The sequence below is a fragment of the Glutamicibacter sp. HZAU genome (assembly GCF_004100365.1).
Taxonomy (GTDB): domain Bacteria; phylum Actinomycetota; class Actinomycetes; order Actinomycetales; family Micrococcaceae; genus Glutamicibacter; species Glutamicibacter nicotianae.
Window position 1 is genome coordinate 21,027 of record NZ_SCKZ01000004.1, and the last position, 22,827, is coordinate 43,853.

General features: G+C 65.0%; 24 protein-coding genes. 23 read left to right on the forward strand and 1 reads right to left on the reverse strand.

The genetic code is table 11. The features are described 5' to 3' along the window. Window positions 1-106 precede the first annotated feature (106 nt). Window positions 107-1,225: a hypothetical protein gene (locus tag EKH49_RS06825; RefSeq protein WP_128470241.1), complete on the forward strand. Its 1,119-nt coding sequence runs from the start codon at window positions 107-109 to the stop codon at window positions 1,223-1,225. Between the two features lie 43 nt (window positions 1,226-1,268). Further along, window positions 1,269-1,547, forward strand: a complete 279-nt coding sequence (locus EKH49_RS06830; RefSeq protein WP_236641068.1) for a PadR family transcriptional regulator — start codon at window positions 1,269-1,271, stop codon at window positions 1,545-1,547. On the opposite strand, the gene dtd is transcribed toward EKH49_RS06830, so the two are convergent. Then, complete coding sequence (dtd, locus tag EKH49_RS06835; protein WP_128470243.1) at window positions 1,544-1,981, reverse strand: D-aminoacyl-tRNA deacylase; 438 nt, start codon at window positions 1,979-1,981, stop codon at window positions 1,544-1,546. The two genes, EKH49_RS06830 and dtd, sit on opposite strands and share 4 nt — an antisense overlap. An 89-nt stretch (window positions 1,982-2,070) precedes the next feature. Here dtd and EKH49_RS06840 point away from each other — a divergent pair, with 89 nt between their 5' ends. From EKH49_RS06840 to carB, 21 genes are all read left to right on the forward strand, one after another. Continuing rightward, complete coding sequence (locus tag EKH49_RS06840; protein WP_128470244.1) at window positions 2,071-3,477, forward strand: replication-associated recombination protein A; 1,407 nt, start codon at window positions 2,071-2,073, stop codon at window positions 3,475-3,477. A gap of 187 nt (window positions 3,478-3,664) precedes the next feature. Further along, window positions 3,665-4,288, forward strand: a complete 624-nt coding sequence (gene rpsD / locus EKH49_RS06845) for a 30S ribosomal protein S4 (protein WP_038991153.1) — start codon at window positions 3,665-3,667, stop codon at window positions 4,286-4,288. A gap of 125 nt (window positions 4,289-4,413) precedes the next feature. Further along, the gene (locus tag EKH49_RS06850; protein ID WP_128470245.1) at window positions 4,414-4,785 is read left to right on the forward strand and encodes a DUF948 domain-containing protein; all 372 of its coding nucleotides are present in this window, start codon (window positions 4,414-4,416) and stop codon (window positions 4,783-4,785) included. 80 nt (window positions 4,786-4,865) lie between these two features. After that, window positions 4,866-5,075 carry a hypothetical protein gene (locus EKH49_RS06855; protein ID WP_038991150.1) on the forward strand — a complete coding sequence of 70 codons (210 nt, stop codon included), beginning with the start codon at window positions 4,866-4,868 and terminating at the stop codon, window positions 5,073-5,075. A 19-nt stretch (window positions 5,076-5,094) separates the two neighbouring features. Next, on the forward strand, window positions 5,095-7,785 hold the full coding sequence (gene alaS, locus EKH49_RS06860) for an alanine--tRNA ligase (protein ID WP_128470246.1): 2,691 nt from the start codon (window positions 5,095-5,097) through the stop codon (window positions 7,783-7,785). Then, window positions 7,778-8,251, forward strand: a complete 474-nt coding sequence (gene ruvX / locus EKH49_RS06865; protein ID WP_066138484.1) for a Holliday junction resolvase RuvX — start codon at window positions 7,778-7,780, stop codon at window positions 8,249-8,251. The genes alaS and ruvX overlap by 8 nt, the downstream gene beginning before the upstream one ends. A 45-nt stretch (window positions 8,252-8,296) precedes the next feature. After that, a complete protein-coding gene (gene mltG / locus EKH49_RS06870; protein WP_128470247.1) occupies window positions 8,297-9,718 on the forward strand; it encodes an endolytic transglycosylase MltG in 1,422 nt (473 codons plus the stop codon). A gap of 65 nt (window positions 9,719-9,783) precedes the next feature. After that, complete coding sequence (locus EKH49_RS06875; protein WP_128470248.1) at window positions 9,784-10,632, forward strand: shikimate dehydrogenase family protein; 849 nt, start codon at window positions 9,784-9,786, stop codon at window positions 10,630-10,632. A gap of 29 nt (window positions 10,633-10,661) precedes the next feature. Next, window positions 10,662-11,861 carry a chorismate synthase gene (gene aroC / locus EKH49_RS06880; protein ID WP_128470249.1) on the forward strand — a complete coding sequence of 400 codons (1,200 nt, stop codon included), beginning with the start codon at window positions 10,662-10,664 and terminating at the stop codon, window positions 11,859-11,861. A gap of 13 nt (window positions 11,862-11,874) precedes the next feature. Next, on the forward strand, window positions 11,875-12,363 hold the full coding sequence (locus tag EKH49_RS06885) for a shikimate kinase (protein ID WP_066138479.1): 489 nt from the start codon (window positions 11,875-11,877) through the stop codon (window positions 12,361-12,363). Window positions 12,364-12,443: 80 nt separating this feature from the next. After that, window positions 12,444-13,535 carry a 3-dehydroquinate synthase gene (aroB, locus tag EKH49_RS06890; RefSeq protein ID WP_128470250.1) on the forward strand — a complete coding sequence of 364 codons (1,092 nt, stop codon included), beginning with the start codon at window positions 12,444-12,446 and terminating at the stop codon, window positions 13,533-13,535. Window positions 13,536-13,539: 4 nt separating this feature from the next. After that, entirely contained in the window at window positions 13,540-14,070 is a 531-nt protein-coding gene (locus tag EKH49_RS06895) for a tetratricopeptide repeat protein (RefSeq protein WP_128470251.1), read from the forward strand. Window positions 14,071-14,180: 110 nt separating this feature from the next. Continuing rightward, the gene (efp, locus tag EKH49_RS06900; protein WP_038991131.1) at window positions 14,181-14,741 is read left to right on the forward strand and encodes an elongation factor P; all 561 of its coding nucleotides are present in this window, start codon (window positions 14,181-14,183) and stop codon (window positions 14,739-14,741) included. Beyond that, window positions 14,741-15,151, forward strand: coding sequence for a transcription antitermination factor NusB (nusB, locus tag EKH49_RS06905; RefSeq protein ID WP_038991129.1), 411 nt, complete (start codon window positions 14,741-14,743; stop codon window positions 15,149-15,151). Before efp ends, nusB begins: the two co-directional genes overlap by 1 nt. A gap of 375 nt (window positions 15,152-15,526) precedes the next feature. Beyond that, the gene (locus tag EKH49_RS16845; protein WP_236641069.1) at window positions 15,527-15,931 is read left to right on the forward strand and encodes a mycothiol transferase; all 405 of its coding nucleotides are present in this window, start codon (window positions 15,527-15,529) and stop codon (window positions 15,929-15,931) included. Between the two features lie 171 nt (window positions 15,932-16,102). Continuing rightward, entirely contained in the window at window positions 16,103-16,672 is a 570-nt protein-coding gene (gene pyrR / locus EKH49_RS06915; protein ID WP_128470252.1) for a bifunctional pyr operon transcriptional regulator/uracil phosphoribosyltransferase PyrR, read from the forward strand. After that, the gene (locus EKH49_RS06920) at window positions 16,669-17,631 is read left to right on the forward strand and encodes an aspartate carbamoyltransferase catalytic subunit (RefSeq protein ID WP_128470253.1); all 963 of its coding nucleotides are present in this window, start codon (window positions 16,669-16,671) and stop codon (window positions 17,629-17,631) included. The genes pyrR and EKH49_RS06920 overlap by 4 nt, the downstream gene beginning before the upstream one ends. 11 nt (window positions 17,632-17,642) lie before the next feature. Then, on the forward strand, window positions 17,643-18,947 hold the full coding sequence (locus EKH49_RS06925) for a dihydroorotase (RefSeq protein ID WP_128470254.1): 1,305 nt from the start codon (window positions 17,643-17,645) through the stop codon (window positions 18,945-18,947). Continuing rightward, the gene (locus tag EKH49_RS06930; protein WP_128470255.1) at window positions 18,940-19,446 is read left to right on the forward strand and encodes a PH-like domain-containing protein; all 507 of its coding nucleotides are present in this window, start codon (window positions 18,940-18,942) and stop codon (window positions 19,444-19,446) included. The genes EKH49_RS06925 and EKH49_RS06930 overlap by 8 nt, the downstream gene beginning before the upstream one ends. Continuing rightward, the gene (carA, locus tag EKH49_RS06935) at window positions 19,447-20,616 is read left to right on the forward strand and encodes a glutamine-hydrolyzing carbamoyl-phosphate synthase small subunit (protein WP_128470256.1); all 1,170 of its coding nucleotides are present in this window, start codon (window positions 19,447-19,449) and stop codon (window positions 20,614-20,616) included. Beyond that, window positions 20,616-22,827, forward strand: a 2,212-nt coding sequence (carB, locus tag EKH49_RS06940; protein WP_128470469.1) for a carbamoyl-phosphate synthase large subunit, incomplete at its 3' end; no start/stop codon positions are given. The genes carA and carB, both read left to right, overlap by 1 nt.

Sequence of the window (22,827 nt, forward strand, 5' to 3'; positions counted from 1 at the left end):
GTGTTCCATCCGGCTTCTTTTGCGTATTTGTTGGCCAAGCAATAGATTAATGGCGATTTTAATACTAGGTTGGTTTTCAACCTAGTTTTCGATCCCAGGAGAACCCGTGTCGTTAGTGCTTCCCGACGACGTTATTGAGCTCTACCCAGAAAGCGACCGCGAATGGGCGCGGGACTTCAACATTGCTCTGTGGTGGAAGGACTTGAATGATTCCCAGTGCGCAGCGGAACTGGGGAAGGTCTTGGATGCCATCCGCGACAGTGGGCAGAGCGCGGAAGAACTCTTCGGTGATCCCGCTGAATTCGGCGAAGTCCGCGCTTATGCGCGCTTGACCCCTCAGCAACTGGCTGATTCGGAGCTGCCGGTCAGTAATAGCTGGGGGCTGATTGCTGGTGCCGGCTTGGTCGTCGGGCTGCTATGCGCAGGGTTCGGTATTTGGATCGGATTCAGAGATGGATGGGCCGCGACATCGTGGCATTATTGGCAGCTGGCGGCTTTGTCCGCCGGGGCCGGCTTGGCAGTATCTGGACACCTGTGGTGGTTGCATCGGGTCAGGGGCAAATTCGCCCTATCCTGGATACTCAGCCTTGCCGCAGCCACTGCTGCCACCGCTGCAGCCGTGCTGATCGCAGTACTCGGCGCGGAGGAAGCGATGCCGCTGCCCAACTGGCTGGTGCCGATCATCGGCGTTGCACTGGTTGTCAGCGTTTTTTGGTTGCCGTTCACAGAGAAATCTGGTGCGAAACGAGAAGCGGTCTGCGTGGATGTGGATCCTGAGTCCTGGTTTGCCGAGGTTTCGCGTTTACTACGCGGGCGCTATGGAATGCGGAGCAAAGAGGCGGACTTCGCCCTTGAATCTGCCCGCGAACACTGGTCAGCCCTGCACAGGGAGGACGGCAATGCCAGAATTTCCGATGAGTTCGGCACACCGATCGAATTCGCCATCGGGCTGTCAGTCAACACCGGCAAAGCGTTAAAGCGGCGCTGGTTGCTTCGTCGCCTGTTTCCGCTAGCTGTCGTGGGTCTGTACAGCATCAGCCTTGTTCCGGCAGTGATCGCTCCAGAACGCAGCGGTTGGGATATCTTCTTCGCGGTCTGCATGCTGATTTTTGCTGCAGTGACACTCTATGAACTGCGTCCTGCGAACCGGGCAAGCTATGTCGAGGACAGGCTGGCCGAAAGGCGTGCCCAGTCCCGCGGGCTGGAAGAAGGAAAAGATGGGTAAAGATGCGCCATTTCCCGGTAGCTGGCAACGCGCGATGCTGCCTATGTTGCTTCTTGCAGAGCTCTCCACCAGCCCGGCTCATGGTTATGCGCTGTCCAAATCCCTGCAGGAACGGGGTTTCGGTCCGATCAAGGGTGCCACGCTCTATCCCGCATTGTCCAAGCTTGAGGCCGCGGGCTTCGTGGACACGCGGTGGGAAGAAGGCCAGAGTGGTCCTGGACGGAAGGTCTACGGGCTATCTGCCGCCGGTCGCGCCGAACTGGGCCGCCAGCGCGACCGTTTCGATAATCTGGCAGCACTGGTTCAATCCACCGGAACCTAGGCCAGATCGGCCGAATCCACGATCACCGTGAAAGGCCCGGAATTCGCCAGCGACACATTCATCATCGCCCCGAACCTCCCGGTCTCCACGTGGGCTCCCAGCTCCCGCAGGTGGGAAACGAAGTACTGGTAGAGCGGTTCGCTCACCGGGCCCGGCGCGGCGTTGGACCACGAGGGGCGGCGGCCCTTGCGCACCGAGCCGTAGAGCGTGAACTGGCTGATCACCAGCAGGGGAGCGCCGGTGGACTCGGCACTGGATTCGTCCTCCAAGATCCGCAGCCGCCAGATCTTCTCCGCAACCTTGCGCGCGGTTGCTTCATAGTCGTCGTGGGTGACTCCCAGCAGGATCACCAGCCCGGGGGAAGCGAGACGGCCTACGATCTCCCCTTCGATTTCGACGTGGGCAGTGCTGGCGACCTGGACGACGGCGCGCATGGAGCAAGTCCTTTCAAGAGGCGTTGTGTGAGTGCGACGACGTGTTGGCTTGCGCCGCGCGACTACCAGAGTATCGGTAGGCTTAGGGGGTGAGCGATTTGTTCGATTCCTTGTCCGATGATCAGCACGATGGGAGCACCTCCCAAGTCAACCGGCCGCGTCCGCCGCTGGCGGTGCGCATGCGCCCTCGATCCCTGGACGAGCTGGTTGGCCAGCAGCATCTCTTGGGTCCCGGCTCTCCGCTGCGCCAGCTCGCCGAGCATCCGGAAACCGGCTTGGCAGGCCCGGCCAGCGTGATCCTCTACGGCCCTCCGGGGATCGGCAAAACCACCATCGCCCACGTGATCGCCCGCGCCACCGACCGCAAGTTCGTCGAGCTCTCCGCGATCACCGCAGGCGTCAAGGACGTGCGCCGGGTCATCGAACAGGCGAAGGACGACCGAGATCTGCGCGGGATCACCACCGTCTTGTTCCTCGATGAGATCCACCGCTTCAACAAGGCCCAGCAGGATGCCCTGCTGCCCGGCGTGGAGAACCGTGTTGTCGTCCTAGTAGCCGCGACGACCGAAAACCCTTCCTTCTCGGTGATTTCTCCGTTGCTCTCGCGCTCCTTGCTGCTGACCTTGCGCCCGCTGACCGACGGCGACCTGTCCACCTTGCTCGAGCGTGCTGTAGCCGACGAGCGCGGCTTCGATGGACAAGTGATCCTGGACGACGAGCAGCGCGAGGCGATTGTCCGCCTGGCCCAGGGCGATGCGCGCCGCTCGCTCACCGTGCTGGAGGCCGCCGGCGCGGTCGCCTGGAACGCCGCCGGGAAGGATGTCGCACCACCGGTGCACATCACCGCAGGCCATGTGCAGCTGGCCATGGACCAGGCGGTACAGCGCTACGACAAGGATGGCGACCAGCATTACGACATCATCTCCGCGTTCATCAAGTCCATCCGCGGCTCGGATGTGGACGCTGCCCTGCACTATCTGGCCCGCATGCTCTCCGCAGGGGAGGACCCCCGTTTCATCGCCCGCCGGCTGATGATCTCGGCCTCGGAAGACATCGGCATGGCCGATCCCACCGCGCTCCCGCTCGCGGTCGCCGCCGCCCAGTCGGTTCAGCTCACCGGCATGCCCGAAGCGCGGATCATGCTTGGCCAGGCGACAGTGCATCTGGCCACCGCGCCGAAGTCCAACGCCTCCTACAACGCGATCAATGCCGCCCTGGCCGATGTATCAGAAGGCAAGGGCGCGCTGGTTCCAGACCACCTGCGCGACGCGCACTATCCGGGTGCAAAGTCGCTGGGCCACGGAGTGGGCTACATCTACTCGCACGACGCGCCGCATTCCATCGCCACCCAGCAGTACCTGCCCGATGACCTGGTGGGCACCAACTACTACACGCCCACCAATAATGGGGCCGAAAAAAACCTTGGGTCCCGCCTGGCACGCTTGCGCGAGATCATCCGCGGCAAGGATCCGCTGCGCTCCAAGGGCAAGCGTTAAGTGTGCGCTAGGACTCAGCGAAAGCAACGGCGATTTCGTGTAAACTTGATCTTTGGCTGGCAAGCCTTGCCTGTGCATTCGAGTGATCGGCTGCACAGCGAGGTTGAAGTGAAGCAGGGACGCGACGCCCACACACTCTCCCTCCTGGAGGCCAGTAGATACCGTCGCTAATCGAAAGGGACACACCATGGCTAACGCCCGTGCCCGCCGTACCGTACGCCTCTCGCGTGCGCTCGGCCTTGCATTGACTCCAAAAGCTGAAAAGTACATGGAGCGCCGTCCATACGGTCCAGGCCAGCACGGCCGCGCCCGTAAGAAGCAGGACAGCGACTACGCAGTACGTCTGCGCGAAAAGCAGCGTCTGCGTGCCCAGTACGGCATCCGCGAAGCTCAGATGCTGAGCGCCTTCAAGGAAGCTAAGCGCCTCGGCGGCGAAACCGGCGGCAACCTGCTGGCTCTGCTCGAGTCCCGTCTGGATGCCCTGGTTCTGCGTGCAGGCTTCGCCCGCACCATCCAGCAGGCTCGCCAGATGGTTGTACACCGCCACATCCTGGTCAACGGCCAGCGTGTAGACCGTCCGTCCTTCAAGGTGCAGCCGGGTCAGCTGATCCACGTGCACGAGAAGAGCGAGAAGATGGTTCCATTCCAGATGGCTGCAGCCGGCGAGCACGCAAAGGTGCTGCCAGCTGTTCCTGCTTACCTGGACGTGAAGCTGGAAGCCCTCCAGGCTACCTTCGTGCGCACCCCAGAGCGCGCCGAAATCCCAGTGACCTGCGAAGAGAACCTCGTGGTCGAGTACTACGCACGCTAAATCCGTGCGCTAGTTCCAAGCCCGCAGCCGGAAACGGTTGCGGGCTTGTCGCTTAACTACCTATCTGGGCTCTGACTTCGATAAGGTGGACTGGCACCAAAAACCCAAAGCAGAAGAGGAAGCACATGTCGGGTTCGGATATTGCAGGGCTCATCGCCGCCGGCGCGTTTGTCGTACTAGTTGTGCTGCTGGCAGTGCCGATCATCAAGTTGGGCAAGGTGTTCGACGAGCTGCGCAAATCGATCAAGGACCTGGCTGACGGAACCACTCCGTTGATCGGCGAAGTTGCGACCACCGTTGCGACCACCAATGACCAGCTCAAGAAGGTCGACGTCATCACCAGCAACGTTTCTGACACCACCGCCAACGTTTCCGCGCTGTCCTCGCTGGTAGCAGCCACCGTTGGCAAGCCGCTGATCAAGGTTGCAGCATTCACCGAAGGCGTGAAGGCTGCCATGAACACCAAGCCAAGCGGCAAGGCACGCCGCAGCCGCTAAGCAGGTAACGCTGTTTGATCGAACACGTATCGGCGTGCTGAATAGGATACGGCCATCTGGTGGCCGCCAAGGAGACTAGAATGAAAAAGCTCTTGTGGGTTTCGATTGGAGTGGGCGTTGGCGTGCTCGCGTCCAAGAAATACGCTGAAGTTTCGTCCGGGGCGGCGCTAAACCGCCAAGTCGGCAAGTACGCCGACCGCGCCTCGGAATATTGGGAAGCCTTCCGCCAGGGAATGAGCTCCCGCGAAGAAGAATTGCGTTCCGCCTTGGGCGTGGACGCCGCTAAGTGAAGGGATCATCCGTAACACGATGAAAACGCAGGAAATTGCCCGTCGTTGGGTCGACTTTTTCGTCTCGAAGGGCCATGTCGCGGTGCCGAGCGCCTCGCTGGTCTCGGCCGACCCTTCGCTGTTGTTCACGGTGGCCGGCATGGTTCCGTTCATCCCTTACCTCACCGCGCGCGAAGAGCCTCCATACTCCCGTGCCACCTCGGTGCAGAAGTGCATCCGCACCGGTGACATCGAAGAGGTCGGCAAGACCGCCCGTCATGGCACCTTCTTCCAGATGTGCGGCAACTTCTCCTTCGGCGACTACTTCAAGAAGGAAGCCATCCACTTCGCCTGGGAGCTGCTGACCAGTTCCGTCGAGGACGGCGGCTACGGCCTGGACAAGGACCGCCTGTGGGTCACCGTCTACGAAGATGGCGACGAGAAGGATCTCGAGGCCCGCCGCATCTGGGAAGAAGAGATCGGCATGCCTACCGAGCGCGTTGTGGGCACCGGCAAGGAAGACAATTACTGGAACACCGGCCAGCCCGGTCCGGGCGGACCATGCTCGGAGATCTACTACGACCGCGGCCCGGCCTACGGCGTTGAAGGCGGCCCGGCCGTCGACGAGACCCGCTACGTGGAAATCTGGAACCTGGTTTTCATGCAGTACCGCCTCTCGGCAGTGCGCTCCAAGACCGACTTCGACGTTGCCGGCGAACTGCCCAAGCGCAACATCGATACCGGCCTGGGCCTGGAGCGCCTGGCCATGATCCTTCAGGGCGTCGAGAACATGTACGAGACCGACCAGGTCCGTCCGGTGCTCGACAAGGCAGCAGAACTGGCCGGCGTCACCTACACCTCCACCGAGGATCCTGCCGACCCGAACCACGCCACCGACGTGCGCCTGCGCATGATCGCCGACCACATCCGCTCCTCGCTGATGCTGATCTCCGACCAGGTCACCCCGGGCAACGAAGGCCGCGGCTACGTGCTGCGCCGGCTGATCCGCCGCGCCGTGCGCGCAATGCGCCTGATGGGCGTGGACACCGAGGTGCTCCCTGAGCTGCTTCCGGTCTCGCGCGACGCCATGAAGGGCGTCTACCCGGAGGTCGAGGCCGATTTCGAGCGCATCGCCCGCATCGCCTACGCCGAGGAACGCGCCTTCCGCCGCACCATCGCTTCGGGCACCACCCGCCTGGACGAGGCGCTGAACCACGCCAAGGAGGAAGGCAAGAACCTCTCCGGCGACGACGCCTTCACCCTGCACGACACCTACGGCTTCCCGATCGACCTCACCCTGGAGATCGCCGCCGAGGCTGGCCTGTCCGTCGACGAGTCGCGCTTCCGCGAACTGATGAACGAGCAGCGCACCCGCGCCCAGAAGGACGCCAAGGCCAAGAAGGCCGGCCACGCCGACCTGTCGGTGTACAACAAGCTGGCCGAGGCCGGCAACGTGCACTTCACCGGCTACGACACCCTCGAAGGCGAATCCTCCATCCGCGGCATCGTCCGCGATGGCCAGGTCGTGCCGTTCGCCGAGCAGGGCCAGGAAATCGACCTGGTGCTCAACGAAACCCCGTTCTACGCCGAATCCGGCGGCCAGGCAGGCGACAGCGGCCTGATCACCGGCGACGGATTCGTGCTGGAAGTCACCGATGTGCAGGCCCCGGTCAAGGGCCTGAGCGTCCACAAGGTCATCGTGCGCGAAGGCGAACTGCCTGCCGAGGCACTGGTGCGCACCCAGGTCGACGCCGTTCGCCGCCGCTCCGGCGAGCAGGCGCACTCGGCTACCCACCTGGTGCATGCCGCCCTGCGTGAGCTGCTTGGCCCGACCGCCACCCAGGCCGGCTCCTTCAACAAGGCAGGCTACCTGCGCTTCGACTTCTCCTGGGCCGAGGCGCTGTCCGCTGCCGCGCGCAGCGAGGTCGAAGAGGTCGTCAACCTTGCCATCGCCGCCAACCACCAGGTCATCACCAACGAGATGGCGCTGTCCGAGGCGAAGAAGCTGGGCGCGATGAGCCTGTTCGGCGAGAAGTACGCCAACGACGTGCGCGTGGTGGAGATGAACGGCGCCTGGTCGCGCGAGCTGTGCGGCGGCACCCACGTGGATACCACCGCCCGCATCGGCCAGCTGACCCTGCTCTCCGAGGCTTCGGTGGGTTCGGGCAACCGCCGCGTCGAGGCGCTGGTGGGCATGGAAGCCTTCCGCCACGGCGCTGCCGAGCGCGCCCTGGTCTCCGAGCTTTCCGGCCTGTTCCGCGTTCCATCCAGCCAGGTCTCCGAGCGCGTCAACGATACCGTTGCCAAGCTCAAGGCCGCTGAGAAGCAGATTGCCGAACTCAAGAACCAGGCAATGCTGGCCCAGTCCGCGTCGCTGCTGCAGAAGGTTGTCACCATCGGCGACACCCGCCTGCTGGCCCACAACGCCGGAGAGGTCGACTCCGCTGATGCGCTGCGCACCATGGCGCTGGACCTGCGCGGCAAGCTGGGCTCCGAAGCCGCAGTCATCATGCTGATCGGCGTGTCCAACGGCCGTCCGCTGGTGCTGGCGGTGACCAACGAGGAGGCCCGCGCCAACGGCTTCAAGGCCGGCGCCCTGGTCCGCACCGCAACCGGCGTGCTCGGCGGCGGTGGCGGCGGCAAGGACGACATGGCCCAGGGCGGCGGCCAGGACGCGTCGAAGATCGACGACGCGCTGGCTGCCATCCAGGCGGCACTGGCCAATGGCTAATGCCGCTCTCGGCGTCGACGTGGGCCTGGCCCGCGTCGGCGTCGCCGCATCCGATCCCTCGGGAATCCTCGCCACTCCGGTGATGACCCTGCGACGGGATGCCAAGAAGAATTCGGATCTGCGGATGCTCTTGCGCATCATTGCCGATCGCGGCGTCACCGAGGTCTTCGTCGGGGAGCCGAAATCGCTGGCCGGCAACTCGACCGAATCCACCAAAATGGCACGTGACTACGCGATTGCCTTGGCGGAAGAAGCCGCAAGCGCTAATATCGAGCTTGAGGTTTTCCTGGTCGACGAACGCCTGAGCACCGTCAACGCGCATCGGTCGTTGCACGCCTCGGGCAAGAAGATGGCAGAGCACCGCAAGGTGGTCGACCAGGTCGCAGCCACCGAGATCCTGCAGCAAGTGCTGGAAATGCGGCGCAACAACGTCCGCGTGCAAGCCAGCCGGATTGTGCTGCGCTAGCCCACCACCGCTAGTGCTCCACAACGACCCGAGAGATGAGAGTTGATGCGAGAAGAAGCCCGCCGCGAAAGGCAACGCGAAACGCATCGCGCGCTATATGAACGCTTTGCCGCCGGAACTGGCGTGCCGATCGCACAACCCTCTGAACCGGAACTGGCCGGCGCCGAGCACTACCGCGAATCGCTAGCGGCCACCGCGGAACCCGACGCTTTGGGCGGGGAAGACAACCACACCAGGTTCCTCCCCGACCAAGCGGCCGCTGCCCCCGAAATGCAGGAATCCGACGATCCTGCAGACGCCCAAGAGCAGGACTACACCGAGGAAGCGCACGCCGTACAGCCGGCAGTTGTCTTCGGCGACGAACCCCAAGACCCTCAGGCAGCCGACTACAAGGCCCAGCGGCGCAAGCGCACCAAGCGCAAACGCAACCTGGTGATGCTGGCCACCGTGCTGATCTTCGCGCTGGTGGTCTCCGGCTCGGTCTTCTTCGTCAAATCGGTGCTCAAGCAGTTCAACCCCGACGATTACCCGGGCCCGGGCGGGGCCACCGTGGAATTCACCGTGGAAGACGGCTGGGGCGTGAACATCATTTCGCGCAAGCTCGAAGAGCTCGACGTCGTCTCCGACGATGGCCTGTTCTCCGACGCCGTCGCCAATTCCGACGAGCAGAACAAGCTGATCCACCCCGGCACCTACCTGCTCAGGAAGCAGATGCCGGCGGCCGACGCTGCGGAGCTGCTCATCAACCAGCGTCCGGACAAGGTCTTCTATTTCGCGCTGAACGCCAATATGCGCATGGATGCCGCGCTCAAGGAAATCGCCAAGGGCTCGGGCTTGAAGGAGAAGGACCTGCAGGCGCTGGCCAACAAGCCGCAGGAGTTCGGCCTGCCCGACTCGGTGACGAACCTCGAAGGCTGGCTGCACCCGGGGGAGTACCGCTTCCCGCTGGAAACCAGCACCAAGGAAGTCCTGGCCGAGCTGGTCAAGGCCACCAAGGTTTCCCTCGAGCAGGCGGGCATCACCGACCTCGACGAGGGCTACCGCATCCTGAAGATCGCCTCGATCCTGCAGGCAGAGGCACGCACCCCGGACTACGCCACGGTCGCCGGAGCGATCGAGAACCGGCTGGATCCGGGCAACCGCGAAACCCACGGACTGCTGCAGGTCGACTCCGCGGTGATCTACGGGCTGGGCCGCTACTCGCTGCAGTTCAGCGCGCAGGAGAAGCAGGACGCGTCGAACAAATACAACACCTACGTGCACAAGGGCCTGACGCCAACTCCGATCGGCTCGCCAGCGAATCCTGCGATCGAGGCCGCCGCCAATCCGGAAGACAACGGCTACTACTACTGGGTGACCGTCAACATCGAAACCGGCGAGACCAAGTTCGCCTCGACCTACGAAGAGCACCAGCGGTACAAGGCCGAATTCGACGCCTGGTGCGACGAGCATCCAGACGTCTGCTAGCGCAAGCCCGCGAACGAAAGACGCGTTGCCGCCCCCAGGGCCGGGCAATTACCAGCAGGAAGTCCATGAAGAAAATGAAGCAGGCAGCCGTCCTCGGCCACCCCATCAGCCACTCCAAATCGCCGGTGCTGCACCGCGCCGCCTACCAGCTGCTCGGCGCGCCGATCAGCTACAGCGCGATCGACATGGAACCGGGCCAGGCTGCCGAGCATGCAGCCGCGCTTCGCGCAGGCAACTGGGCCGGCTGCTCGGTGACCATGCCGCTGAAGGACGCATTCGTGCCATTGATGGACGAGCTGTCCGCACGCGTGCAGCGCCTCGGCGCGCTGAACACCATCGTGGTCCGCGACGACGGCACCCTCTACGGGGAAAACACCGACGTCGACGGCCTGGTCCAGGCCCTCGCCGATTTCGGGCTCGCCCAGTGCGCGCAGGCGATGATCCTGGGCTCGGGCAACACCGCGTTGGCAGCGATCGAGGCCGCCGCGGAAGTCGGCGTGCGCCAGCTGGCGCTTGTCGTGCGTGCCGCCTCGCGGGCTTCCCGGGCCGTCGATCTGGCCCACCAGCTCGGGATGGAAACGACCGTCCACGAGATTTCGGGCATCGATGCGGCATTGTCCAAGACGCTGAACCGCATCCCGCTCGTGTTCTCCACGCTGCCGCCGCGTGCCGCCGACGATTGGGAGCCGGTGATCGGCGCAGGCAACGGCATCCTGCTGGATGTCGCCTACGACCCCTGGCCCTCTGCGTTGGCACAAGCCTGGCGCGGCACCGTAATCTCCGGAATCCACATGCTCGTGCACCAAGCCGTGGAACAAGTGCGATTCTTCGGTGCCGGAGCGTGGGATGAATCGCGCCGCGGGGACGTCACAAATGCGATGTATGACTCTTTGGGTCTGGCCCGACACCAGTAATCAGTTCGTGTCATGGCAAAATAGATGACATGTTGCGTTGGTTGACCGCGGGCGAATCGCATGGCCCGGCACTCGTTGGAATTCTTGAAGGGCTACCTGCCGGAGTATCGGTGGATAGCGAAGCAGTGCGGGAGGCACTGGCACGCCGCCGTCTCGGCTATGGCCGCGGCGCGCGCATGAAGTTTGAAAAGGACCAGGTCACCTTCCTCGGTGGCGTCCGCCATGGCAAGACCCAGGGCGGCCCGGTAGCCATCGAAATCGGCAACACCGAATGGCCCAAGTGGGAACGCGTGATGAACGCCGATCCGGTGGATCTCGATGAGCTGGCCTCGCTGGCGCGCAACGCGCCGCTGACCCGCCCGCGTCCGGGCCACGCCGATTTCACCGGCATGCAGAAGTACGGATTCGAGGACGCCCGCCCGATCCTCGAGCGCGCCAGCGCCCGCGAAACCGCGGCCCGCGTCGCCCTGGGCACGGTGGCCTCCCGATTCCTCAATGATTTGGGCATCCAGCTCGTCTCGCACACCACGGCCATCGGGGCCGTGGCCGCCCCGGCCGATGCGCCGCTGCCTGCCGCTGCCGATGTCGACGCCCTGGACGCCGACCCGCTGCGCTGCTTCCACGCAGAAACCAGCGAAGCCATGGTCGCCGAGGTCGACGACGCGCATAAGGCAGGGGAGACCCTGGGCGGCGTCGTCGAGGTCCTCGCCTACAACCTGCCTCCGGGCATCGGCTCCTACGTGCACTGGGACCGCCGCCTGGACGCGCGCCTGGCCGCCGCCCTGATGGGTATCCAGGCAATCAAGGGCGTCGAGGTCGGCGACGGATTCGCCACCGCCGCGCGCCGCGGTTCGGCCGCGCACGATGAGATCGTGCACGCCGAAGACGGCAGCATCAAGCGCAACTCGAACCGCGCCGGCGGCATCGAGGGCGGCATGAGCATCGGCGAGGTGCTGCGCGTGCGCGCCGCCATGAAGCCGATCGCCACCGTGCCCCGCGCCCTGCGCACCGTGGACACCGCCACCGGCGAGGACACCACCGCGCACCACCAGCGCTCGGATGTCTGCGCCGTGCCGGCTGCCGGCGTGGTCGCCGAGGCCATGGTCGCCCTGGTGCTGGCCCAGTCGCTGCTGGAGAAGTTCGGCGGCGATTCGGTGGCCGAAACCAAGCGCAATATCGAGTCCTACCTGGCCAGCATCCCGGGCAATCTGGGTTCGACCGGCGTCTAGGAAGCACGCTTCAATGATCTACCTCATTGGTCCGATGGCCAGTGGCAAGTCCACCGTGGGCAAGTCACTGGCCACGGCCCTTTCTACCAGCTTCGCGGATTCCGACGCGGCCATCGTCGCCCACCACGGAACCATCGCGCAGATCTTCGCCGAACATGGCGAAGCGCATTTCCGCGACCTGGAAGTCCAGGCGCTGTGCCGGCTGCGCACCGGCGTGGTCGCTACCGGCGGCGGCGCGGTGCTGCGCGAGGAGAACCAGCAGCTGCTCTCGCGCGGCACGGTAATCTACCTGGAACTCGGCGAACAGGCTGCCGCCGAGCGCATCAAGGGCGACGGGCACCGCCCGCTGCTGGCTGGTGACGAAGCCCTCAAGAGCTGGATCGCCGTCTACGAAAAGCGCCGCCCAATTTATGAAATGCTCGCTGACGTGCATGTTCTCGTGGATGGAAAGTCCGTTTCGCAAATTCTCGACGAGGTATTGCCGCAGCTGGAACGGCTGTGATTAGCCTCACGAGATGCAACTTCTGGCCGGGCTCACGCGTACGCTAGAAAAATCACCACCATCAGGAGGAAGCTAGACTGATGCCTATCGCACCGACCACCATGAAGGTCACCGGAAGCACCCCCGCGGAGTCGTACCCCGTCATGGTCGGCAACGGCCTCTTGGGCCAACTGCCCGACCTGCTTGGCCCCGGGGTCAAGAAGGTCCTGGTCATCCACCCGCGAGCCCTGCGCGCCACCGGCGATGTGGTCCGCGACGAACTGGCGAAGACCGGCCTGGAGGCATTGACCGCGGAAATTCCGGATGCCGAAGAAGGCAAGCACATCCAGGTTGCCTCTTTCTGCTGGGAAGTGCTGGGCAAGAACGACTTCACCCGCTCCGATGCAGTCATTTCCGTGGGCGGCGGGGCCGTCACCGACGTGGCAGGATTCGTCGCTGCCACCTGGCTGCGCGGCGTGAAGGTCATCCATATTCCCACCTCGCTGCTGGCTATGGTCGACGCTGCCGTGGGCGGCAAGACCGGGATCAACACCGCCGAGGGCAAGAACCTCGTCGGCGCCTTCCATCCGCCGGCCGCTGTGCTCGCCGACCTCGACGCGCTGGCCACCTTGCCGAAGAACGAGCTGGTCACCGGCATGGCTGAAATCGTCAAATGCGGCTTCATCGCCGACGAGCGCATCCTGGAGCTGATCGAAGAGGATCCGGCCGATGCCGTCGATCCCGCCAGTGACCGCCTGCGCGAGCTGGTCGAGCGCACCATCGCCGTGAAGATCGACGTGGTCTCGCGCGACTTGAAGGAATCCGGCGACCGCGAATTCCTGAACTACGGCCACACCCTGGCCCACGCCATCGAGCTGGCCGAGCGCTACCAGATGCGCCATGGCGCAGCCGTGTCCATCGGCCTGGCCTTCGCCGCCGAACTGGGCCGCTCGGTGGGCTACACCTCCGACGCCGTGGCCGACCGCCACGTCGCGATCCTGAAGTCCCTCGGGTTGCCGACCACCTACCGCAATGACCGCTGGGCGGCGCTGCTCGACGGCATGAAGCGCGACAAGAAGGCCCGCGGCAGCCAGCTGCGCTTCGTCGTGCTGGAAGAAATCGGCAAGCCGCGCATCTACGAAGTCCCTGATAACTCGCTGCTCTTCGCCGCCTACCAGGAAATCGGGGAGTAGGCACATGGTCGACTACACCGCATACGCCATTGACGTCGCATCGGTAAACCGCGAGGGTGTCGGCACAGCTGTTGAAGGCGTGCTGATCGATCCCGAGACGCTCAAGCCCTACATTGCCGACGAGGCGGCCGCCGAGCAGCAGCTGCTGGTCGGTTCGCCCACCGACCAGGTAATGGTGCTGCTCGCCCGTGGCGAGCTGGCCAAGGCCGGCGAGCTGATCGCGGAATCGCGTTTCGTCGATCCGACCAACGCCCACCTGCGCGTCCTGGACACCGAGCTGACCCGCATGCAGGGCGACTTCGATCGTGCGATCAACCGCCTGCGCAAGCTGGCCGAGGAATTCGCCGGCACCGCGTACGAGCCGCTGATGCACTACCATGCAGGCCTGTCCTTCTTCGCGAAGGGCGACTACAAGGCGGCGGCCACCCGATTCCGCAAGGCCCTGGAGCTGCGCATCGAGCTGGACGACGACGCATACCTGGTCAACGCGGCCAGCACCTGCATGCAAATCGCCGAGGAACGCGCCGCGCAGTAATGCGCGCCACCGTGCCCAACCCTTTGTGCCCCACGGCGCGTAGGGTAAGCTTGAACATGGATTTTTGATAATGCCGGCTGCCGCTGGCGAAAATAGAGGATTGAGGAAACGTGGCGGATACAACTGACATCAAGAATGGACAGGTCATCAAGATCGATGGCCAGCTGTGGACCATCATCGACTTCCAGCACGTCAAGCCAGGCAAGGGCGGCGCATTCGTGCGCACCAAGATGCGCAACGTCATCTCCGGCAAGGTCCTGGACAAGACCTACAACGCAGGCACCAAGATCGAACTGGCCACCGTTGACCGCCGCGATTACCAGTACCTCTACCAGGATGGCGAAGACTACGTCTTCATGAACCTGGAAGACTACGACCAGCTCACCGTTCCCGGCGCCACCGTTGGCGATGCCGCCGGCTTCCTGCTGGAGAACCAGAACCTGACCATCGCCATGTACGACGGCAGCCCGCTGTACCTGGAACTGCCGGCATCGGTCGTCCTGGAAATCACCTACACCGAGCCGGGCCTTCAGGGCGACCGCTCTTCGGCTGGCACCAAGCCGGCAACCCTGGAAACCGGCAAGGAAATCCAGGTGCCGCTGTTCGTCGAGCAGAACACCAAGGTGAAGGTTGACACCCGCACCGGCGATTACCTGGGTCGTGTCAACTAGTGAGAGCCCGCGCCAAAGCCCGCCGCCGAGCCCTTGAGTTCCTGTTCGAAGCCGAGGCCCGCGATGCAGATCCGCTGGCCGTAGCCATCGCACGACGGGAAAACTCGGACATCGTACTCAACGAGTACTCGCTGGCGATCATCGAAGGCGTGACCGCCCACCTGGCCCGCATTGACGAAGTCCTCGAAAGCTACGTCAAGGACTGGACCATCGAGCGCATGCCAGCTGTTGACCGCAGCGCACTGCGCATCGGCGTGTGGGAGCTGCTGTACAACGATGACGTTCCCGACGCTGTCGCCGTGGCCGAAGCCGTGGTGAACGTGCGGGAATTGTCCACCGATGAATCGCCGGAGTTCGTCAATGGCGTTTTGGGCCGCATCCAGAGCGTCAAGGACACCCTGGTCGACTAATTCGATCCTCACGTTTCCGAGCCCGGGCCGGAACCCTTTTGCGGGGTTCCGGCCCGGGCTTTTTTGCGCAGCCATTGCCCGCGGGGCGTGCGACGGCGAGGCTAGGGTGCATGAACCAGAAGCCCGAACGCTGGAGCAAATCCGTGAACGTGCCGGACATGTGGCTTGATCCCGACCAGGATCCGCGGGAAGCAGGGGACGACCCGGCAGGGGGCGACCCGGCAGGGGAGCGGGCCACCTGCGAACGCTACCTGCGCGACTACCGGCTCACCATCGAACTCAAATGCCAGGGCCTGGACGCGGCCCAGATGGCCTCGCGCCCGGTCCCGGCCCTCCACGCTCAGCCTGCTGGGCCTGTTGCGCCACCTCGGCGAAGTGGAGCGGAACTGGCGCAACTGGATCACCGCGGGCGAGCCTGCAAGCAGGATCTACGGGCCGGCGGGATCCGATTTCGAGGCGGTGCGCCCGGATCCCGCCCAGGCTTCCCAGGCGCTGCGCATCCTGCATGAAGAGCAAGACGCCACCGACCGCCTGCTGGCCGGCTTCGAGGACCTCGGCCAGCGCGCGGGACGCGAGCAGGTGGTCATCCGCGACCTGATGGTCCACCGCATCGAGGAGTACGCCAGGCACAGCGGGCATGCAGACCTGCTGCGCGAATGCATCGACGGGCGGGTGGGCCAATGGCGCAGCACACTTCCAACGGCCCGAGCAACCTTGCGCATGTGTCGATCGCAACACCTGCCGCGCCTGCGGCAGGGTCGGTGCACGGGATCTGCGTAGTTGTGCCCTTCGGCGAGAACCGCCAGCTGGTTCCTTGTGATCGATCCCATGGCCTATTCAGTGTCATGCATAGGTTTCCGCTAGGGAATCGCCTCGCGCTCGTGATAATTTGAGTTAGCAATATTCCTTTAAATCCCGTCCCGTGAGGCGGAGAAGGGAGAGGTGCACAGCATGGATGAGAATTCAGTGCCAGATGCCGCGCGCACGGTATTAACCGGCGACGACATCGAACGTGTACTCACTCGCGTAGCCTACGAAATCATCGAGGCCAACAAGGGCACCGACGACCTGGTCCTCCTTGGCATTCCCAGCCGCGGATTCCCGCTGGCCCAGCGCCTGGCAGCCCGCATCGCAGCCACCGCCGACGGCAATCTCGACCCGGCATCGCTGGTCGGCCAGCTCGACATCACCATGTACCGCGACGATCTGCGCCATTCCACCACCCGCACCCCGGCGCCGACGCGCCTTCCGGCAGGCGGCATCGAGGGCAAGGTTGTCGTCCTGGTCGACGACGTGCTCTATTCCGGTCGCACCATCCGCGCAGCCCTGGACGCACTGGCCGACTGGGGACGCCCGCGCATCGTGCGCCTGGCCGTGCTGGTTGACCGCGGCCATCGCGAACTGCCGATCCGCGCCGATCATGTGGGCAAGAACCTGCCGACCGCGAAGAGCGAAAAGGTGCGCGTGCACCTGGCAGAAATCGATGGCACCAACGAAGTAGTGATCGAGGGCGCCGCATGAAGCACCTGCTCTCCACCGCGGATCTGACCCGCGACGAAGCCATCGCCATCCTGGATATCGCCGAAGAGATGCGTGAATCGGGAACCCGCCAGATCAAGAAGCTGCCGGCCCTGCGCGGGCGCACCGTGGTGAATCTGTTCTTCGAGGATTCCACCCGCACCCGGATTTCCTTCGAGGCCGCCGCCAAGCGCTTGAGCGCCGACGTCATCAACTTCTCGGCCAAGGGATCGAGCGTGTCCAAGGGCGAGTCGCTGAAGGACACCGCGCAGACCCTGCTGGCCATCGGCGCCGACGCGGTGGTCATCCGCCACCCGGATTCCGGTGCCCCGGCCCGGCTGGCGGCCACCGACTGGATCGGGCTGCCGATCGTCAACGCCGGCGACGGCACGCATGAGCACCCCACCCAGGCGCTGCTCGATGCCTTCACCCTGCGCCGCCAGGTGGCGCTGCGCGAGGGCGCCAGCCCGGCAGGCCGCGGCCTGGACGGGCTGAAGGTCGCGATCGTCGGCGACATCCTGCACAGCCGTGTCGCCCGCTCCAACCTGTGGCTGCTGAACACCCTCGGTGCCGAAGTCACGATGGTCGCCCCTCCGACCTTGCTGCCGGTCGGCGCCGGATCCTGGCCGTGCACCATCAGCTACGACCTGGACGAGATGATCGCCAAGGGCGTCGACGCGCTGATGATGCTGCGCGTGCAGGGCGAGCGGATGAACGCCGCCTACTTCCCGAACCCTCGCGAATACTCGCGCTACTGGGGACTGGACGATGCGCGCCTGGCCGAATTGGACGCTTCGGGCGCCGAAACCCTGATCATGCACCCGGGCCCGATGAACCGCGGCCTGGAAATCTCCTCGGCCGCCGCGGACTCGCCGCGCTCCACCGTGCTCGACCAGGTCACCAATGGCGTGGCCGTGCGCATGGCCAGCCTCTACATGCTCCTCTCCGGCGACCTGATCTGAAGGAAGAAACCATGAACTACTTGATCAAGCAGGCCTCGATCCTCGGCGGCGAACCCGCCGACGTGCTGATCGCCGACGGCAAGATCGCCCAGCTGGGCACCATCGCCGACGCCGGCGACGCGCAGGTGATCGATGCGAAGGACCTGGTGCTGCTGCCGGGCCTGGTCGACACCCACACCCACCTGCGCGAACCGGGCCGCGAAGACGCCGAAACCGTGGAAACCGGTTCGCAGGCAGCCGCCCGCGGCGGCTACACCGCCGTGCACGCGATGGCCAACTCCACCCCGGTGGCCGACACCGCCGGCGTCGTCGAGCAGGTCTACGAGTTGGGCCGCAAGGCCGGCTGGGTGGATGTCCGCCCGGTCGGTGCGGTCACCGTCGGCCTGGCCGGCAAGCAGCTGAGCGAAATCGGCGCGATGGCCGATTCCCGTGCCGCGGTGAAGATGTTCTCCGACGACGGCATCTGCGTCTTCGACCCGCTGCTGATGCGCCGCGCCCTGGAATACGTGAAGGCCTTCGACGGGGTCATCGCGCAGCACGCCCAGGAACCGCGGCTGACCGAAGGCGCCCAAATGAACGAGGGCGAAGTCTCCTCGATCCTGGGCATGCCCGGCTGGCCTGCGGTCGCCGAGGAATCGATCATCGCCCGCGATGTGCTGCTGGCCGAGCATGTCGGCGCGCGGCTGCACATCTGCCATGTGTCCACCGCCGGCTCGGTGGAGATCATCCGCTGGGCCAAGGCCCGCGGCATCCAGGTCACCGCGGAGGTCACCCCGCACCACCTGCTGCTCACCGATGAGAAAGTCCGCACCTACGACCCGGTGTTCAAGGTCAACCCGCCGCTGCGCCGCGAGGAAGACGTGATGGCGCTGCGCGCCGGCGTCGCCGACGGCACCATCGACGTGATCGGTACCGACCACGCCCCTCACCCGTCCGAAGCCAAGGACTGCGAGTGGGGCGCGGCGGCCATGGGCATGACCGGACTGGAGACCGCGCTGTCCATCGTGCAGCACACGCTGGTGGACACCGGGCTGATGGGCTGGGCTGACGTCGCCCGCATCACCTCCGAAGTGCCCGCGCAGATCGGCCGCGTCGCCGACCAGGGCCGCCCGATCGCCGTGGGCGAGCCTGCAAACCTCACCCTGGTGGATCCTGCAGCCCGCTGGATCGTCGACCCGGCAGCCATGGCCACCAAGGGCCGCAACTCGCCGTTCGCCGGCATGGAGCTGCCCGGATCGGTGCGCGCCACCTTCTTCCACGGGCACGCCACCGTGCTCGATGGCCAGCTGGCAACTCCGAGGTCGATCAATGCCTGAGGGAGCACTTCAGCCGCTCATCTGGACGATCGTCGCGGTCGTCGCTGCCGTGACGCTGATCCTGCTGGGCTGGCGCAACCTCAAGGCCCGGCAGTCGGCGATTCCCGAGCCGTTCAAGGAGTTCGCCGACCAGGTGGAGCACAGCTTCGACGGCATGTACGTGGTCACCACGAAATTCGACGACTGGCTGGACCGCATTGCCGTGCATGAGCTCGGCGTGCGCACCAACGCCACCTTGGAACTGGGCAGCGAAGGCGTGCACCTGATCCGTTCCGGAGCGCGCGACGTGCACATCCCGTGGGAGCACTACGAAGAGGTCAAGCGCAGCAGCGGGATGATCGGCAAGGTCGTGGAGAAGAACGGCCTGATCGTCATCACCTGGAACAAGGACGGCTTCACCTTCGACACCGGATTCCGTCCCCGCTACCACGAGGACACCCCCAAGATTTATCAGTTGCTGGCGTCGCACGACGACGTAAGCCGAGCAGGAGACAAATAAGTGAATTCCCTGAGCAACCTACCAGCCGTGTTGGTACTCGAAGATGGCCGCATCTTCCGCGGGCGCAGCTATGGCGCCGTGGGCACCACCCTGGGTGAAGCAGTCTTCACCACCGGCATGACCGGCTACCAGGAAACCCTGACTGACCCGTCCTACGCGCACCAGATCATCGTGCAGACCTTCCCGCACATCGGCAACACCGGCGTGAACTCCGAGGATCCCGAGTCCACCCGCATGTGGGCCGCCGGCTACGTGGTGCGCGACGCCGCCCGTCGACCAAGCAACTGGCGCAGCGAGCGCACCCTGGACGAGGACCTTGTCGAGTACGGCATCGTCGGCATCCAGGGCGTGGACACCCGCGCGCTGACCCGCCATCTGCGCGACGCCGGCGCCATGAAGTCAGGCATCTTCTCCGGCGATGACGCCGCGAAGTCCGACGCCGAACTGGTGGAACTGGTCAAGGCGCAGCCGTCGATGGCCGGGCGCAACATCTCCGCCGAGGTGTCGGTTGACACCGCCTACATCGTCGAGCCGGCCGACCACGGCTACACCGGCGAGCCGAAGCACACCGTCGCCGCCATCGACCTGGGCATGAAGTCGATGACCCCGCACCGCCTGGCCGAGCGCGGCCTGCGCGTGCACGTGCTGCCCTACAACGCCACCCTTGAGGACATCAAGGCCACCGGCGCCGAAGGCGTCTTCTTCTCCAACGGCCCGGGCGACCCCGCCACCGCCACCGCGCAGGTGGAACTGGTGCGCTCGGTGCTCGACGCCGGCATGCCGTACTTCGGCATCTGCTTCGGCAACCAGATCCTGGGCCGCGCCCTGGGCTTCGACACCTACAAGCTGCGCTTCGGCCACCGCGGCATCAACCAGCCGGTGATGGACAAGGCCACCGGCCGCGTGGAAATCACCAGCCAGAACCACGGCTTCGCCGTCGACGCGCCGATCGAAGGCACCGTCACCGCGCCGGTCGAGCGCTTCGGCAAGGTCGAGGTCTCGCACTACTCGCTGAACGACCACGTGGTCGAGGGCCTGTCCTGCCTGGACATCCCGGCCTTCTCCGTGCAGTACCACCCAGAGGCCGCATCCGGCCCCCACGATGCCGCCTACCTCTTTGACCGCTTCATGACCGCGTTGGATTCCGCCGCAGAAAAGGACAGCAAGTAATGCCTAAGCGCACCGATCTGAAATCAGTTCTCGTCATCGGTTCGGGTCCGATCGTCATCGGCCAGGCCGCCGAGTTCGACTACTCCGGCACCCAGGCCCTGCGCGTGCTGAAGGAGGAGGGCCTGCGGGTCATCCTGGTCAACTCCAACCCGGCCACCATCATGACCGACCCGGAGTTCGCCGACGCCACCTACGTCGAGCCGATCACCCCCGAAGTCGTCGAGAAGATCATCGCCAAGGAACGCCCGGATGCGATCCTGCCGACCCTGGGTGGCCAGACCGCGCTGAACACCGCGATCGCGCTGGACAAGTCCGGCGCCCTCCAGAAGTACGACGTCGAGCTGATCGGCGCGAACATCGAAGCCATCGAGCTGGGCGAGGACCGCGAGAAGTTCAAGGGCGTCGTCGAGCGCTGCGGCGCCGAATCGGCCCGCTCGGTCATCGTGCACACCCTGGACGAGGCCTTTGCCGCCGTCGAGGAGCTGAACTACCCAGTCGTCGTGCGTCCCTCGTTCACCATGGGCGGCCTGGGTTCGGGCATGGCCTACAACCCGGAGGACCTGCGCCGCATCGCCGGCGCCGGCCTGCAGTACTCGCCAACCACCGAGGTGCTCCTTGAGGAGTCGATCCTGGGCTGGAAGGAGTACGAGCTGGAGATGATGCGCGACAAGAACGACAACGTCGTGGTCGTGTGCTCCATCGAGAACTTCGATCCGGTCGGCGTGCACACCGGCGATTCGATCACCGTCGCCCCGGCGATGACCCTGACCGACCGCGAATACCAGAAGCTGCGCGACATCTCCATCGCGGTCATCCGCGAAGTCGGCGTGGACACCGGCGGCTGCAACATCCAGTTCGCCATCGACCCGGCAACCGGCCGCGTCGTGGTCATCGAGATGAACCCGCGCGTTTCGCGTTCCTCCGCGCTGGCCTCCAAGGCCACCGGCTTCGCGATCGCGAAGATCGCCACCAAGCTGGCCGTGGGCTACACCCTGGATGAGATCCCGAACGACATCACCCAGAAGACCCCGGCCTCCTTCGAGCCGGCCCTGGACTACGTCGTCGTGAAGGTCCCGCGCTTCGCCTTCGAGAAGTTCCCGGCCGCGGACAAGACCCTGACCACCACCATGAAGTCGGTCGGCGAAGCGATGGCCCTGGGACGCAACTTCACCGAAGCGCTGCAGAAGGCGCTGCGCTCCCTGGAGCAGAAGGGCTCCGAGCTGTCCTTCGAGCCGATCCCGGAAGCCGAGCATGAAGCAGTGCTGGCCTCGATCGTGAAGGGCTCGACCGAACGCCTCTCGCTGGTCCAGCGCCTGCTGTTCTCCGGCGTGTCCATCGAGAAGCTGTTCGAGACCACCGCGATCGACCCGTGGTACCTGGACCAGCTGCAGCTGATCAACGAGGTCGCGCAGCTGGTGGCCTCGAACAAGCACCTGCCCGAGCACGTGCTGCGCGAAGCCAAGCGCCACGGCTTCTCCGATGCGCAGCTGGCCCAGCTCACCGGCAAGTCCGAGTCGGTGATCCGCGGCATCCGCCACGCGCTGGGCGTGCGCCCGGTCTACAAGACCGTTGACACCTGCGCCGCCGAGTTCGAGGCCTTCACCCCGTACATGTACTCCTCGTACGACGAAGAGACCGAGGTGGCGGCCCACGAGAAGAAGTCGGTCATCATCCTCGGCTCGGGTCCGAACCGCATCGGCCAGGGCATCGAGTTCGACTACTCCTGCGTGCACGCGGTGATGGCGCTGCGCGCCGAGGGCTACGAGACCGTGATGGTCAACTGCAACCCGGAGACCGTCTCCACCGACTACGACATCTCCGACCGCCTCTACTTCGAGCCGCTGACCCTGGAAGACGTGCTCGAGGTCATCCACGCCGAAGAGGAAACCGGCGGCGTGCTGGGCGTATTCGTCCAGCTCGGCGGCCAGACCCCGCTGAAGCTCGCCGCCGAGCTGAAGGCCGCCGGCGTGCCGATCCTGGGCACCTCGCCGGAAGCCATCGACCTGGCCGAGCACCGCGGCGCCTTCCAGCAGGTGCTGGATAACGCCGGGCTCGTCGCGCCAAAGAACGGCACCGCCGTGTCCTTCGCCGAGGCCAAGGCCATCGCCGACTCCATCGGCTACCCGGTGCTGGTCCGGCCGTCCTACGTGCTGGGCGGCCGCGGCATGGAGATCGTGTACGACGAGGCCAACCTCGAGCGCTACATCACCA

Bases quoted from the DNA above. Each gene is read 5' to 3' on its own strand.
- EKH49_RS06920 (WP_128470253.1), top strand. From the start codon at position 16,669: ATGAAGCACCTGCTCTCCACCGCGGATCTGACCCGCGACGAAGCCATC.
- ruvX (WP_066138484.1), top strand. From the start codon at position 7,778: ATGGCTAATGCCGCTCTCGGCGTCGACGTGGGCCTGGCCCGCGTCGGC.
- EKH49_RS06885 (WP_066138479.1), top strand. From the start codon at position 11,875: ATGATCTACCTCATTGGTCCGATGGCCAGTGGCAAGTCCACCGTGGGC.
- aroB (WP_128470250.1), top strand. From the start codon at position 12,444: ATGCCTATCGCACCGACCACCATGAAGGTCACCGGAAGCACCCCCGCG.
- EKH49_RS06830 (WP_236641068.1), top strand. From the start codon at position 1,269: ATGTTGCTTCTTGCAGAGCTCTCCACCAGCCCGGCTCATGGTTATGCG.
- EKH49_RS06850 (WP_128470245.1), top strand. From the start codon at position 4,414: ATGTCGGGTTCGGATATTGCAGGGCTCATCGCCGCCGGCGCGTTTGTC.
- aroC (WP_128470249.1), top strand. From the start codon at position 10,662: ATGTTGCGTTGGTTGACCGCGGGCGAATCGCATGGCCCGGCACTCGTT.
- pyrR (WP_128470252.1), top strand. From the start codon at position 16,103: ATGGATGAGAATTCAGTGCCAGATGCCGCGCGCACGGTATTAACCGGC.
- mltG (WP_128470247.1), top strand. From the start codon at position 8,297: ATGCGAGAAGAAGCCCGCCGCGAAAGGCAACGCGAAACGCATCGCGCG.
- EKH49_RS06895 (WP_128470251.1), top strand. From the start codon at position 13,540: ATGGTCGACTACACCGCATACGCCATTGACGTCGCATCGGTAAACCGC.
- EKH49_RS06855 (WP_038991150.1), top strand. From the start codon at position 4,866: ATGAAAAAGCTCTTGTGGGTTTCGATTGGAGTGGGCGTTGGCGTGCTC.
- EKH49_RS06930 (WP_128470255.1), top strand. From the start codon at position 18,940: ATGCCTGAGGGAGCACTTCAGCCGCTCATCTGGACGATCGTCGCGGTC.
- EKH49_RS06875 (WP_128470248.1), top strand. From the start codon at position 9,784: ATGAAGAAAATGAAGCAGGCAGCCGTCCTCGGCCACCCCATCAGCCAC.
- alaS (WP_128470246.1), top strand. From the start codon at position 5,095: ATGAAAACGCAGGAAATTGCCCGTCGTTGGGTCGACTTTTTCGTCTCG.
- EKH49_RS06925 (WP_128470254.1), top strand. From the start codon at position 17,643: ATGAACTACTTGATCAAGCAGGCCTCGATCCTCGGCGGCGAACCCGCC.
- dtd (WP_128470243.1), bottom strand. From the start codon at position 1,981: ATGCGCGCCGTCGTCCAGGTCGCCAGCACTGCCCACGTCGAAATCGAA.
- rpsD (WP_038991153.1), top strand. From the start codon at position 3,665: ATGGCTAACGCCCGTGCCCGCCGTACCGTACGCCTCTCGCGTGCGCTC.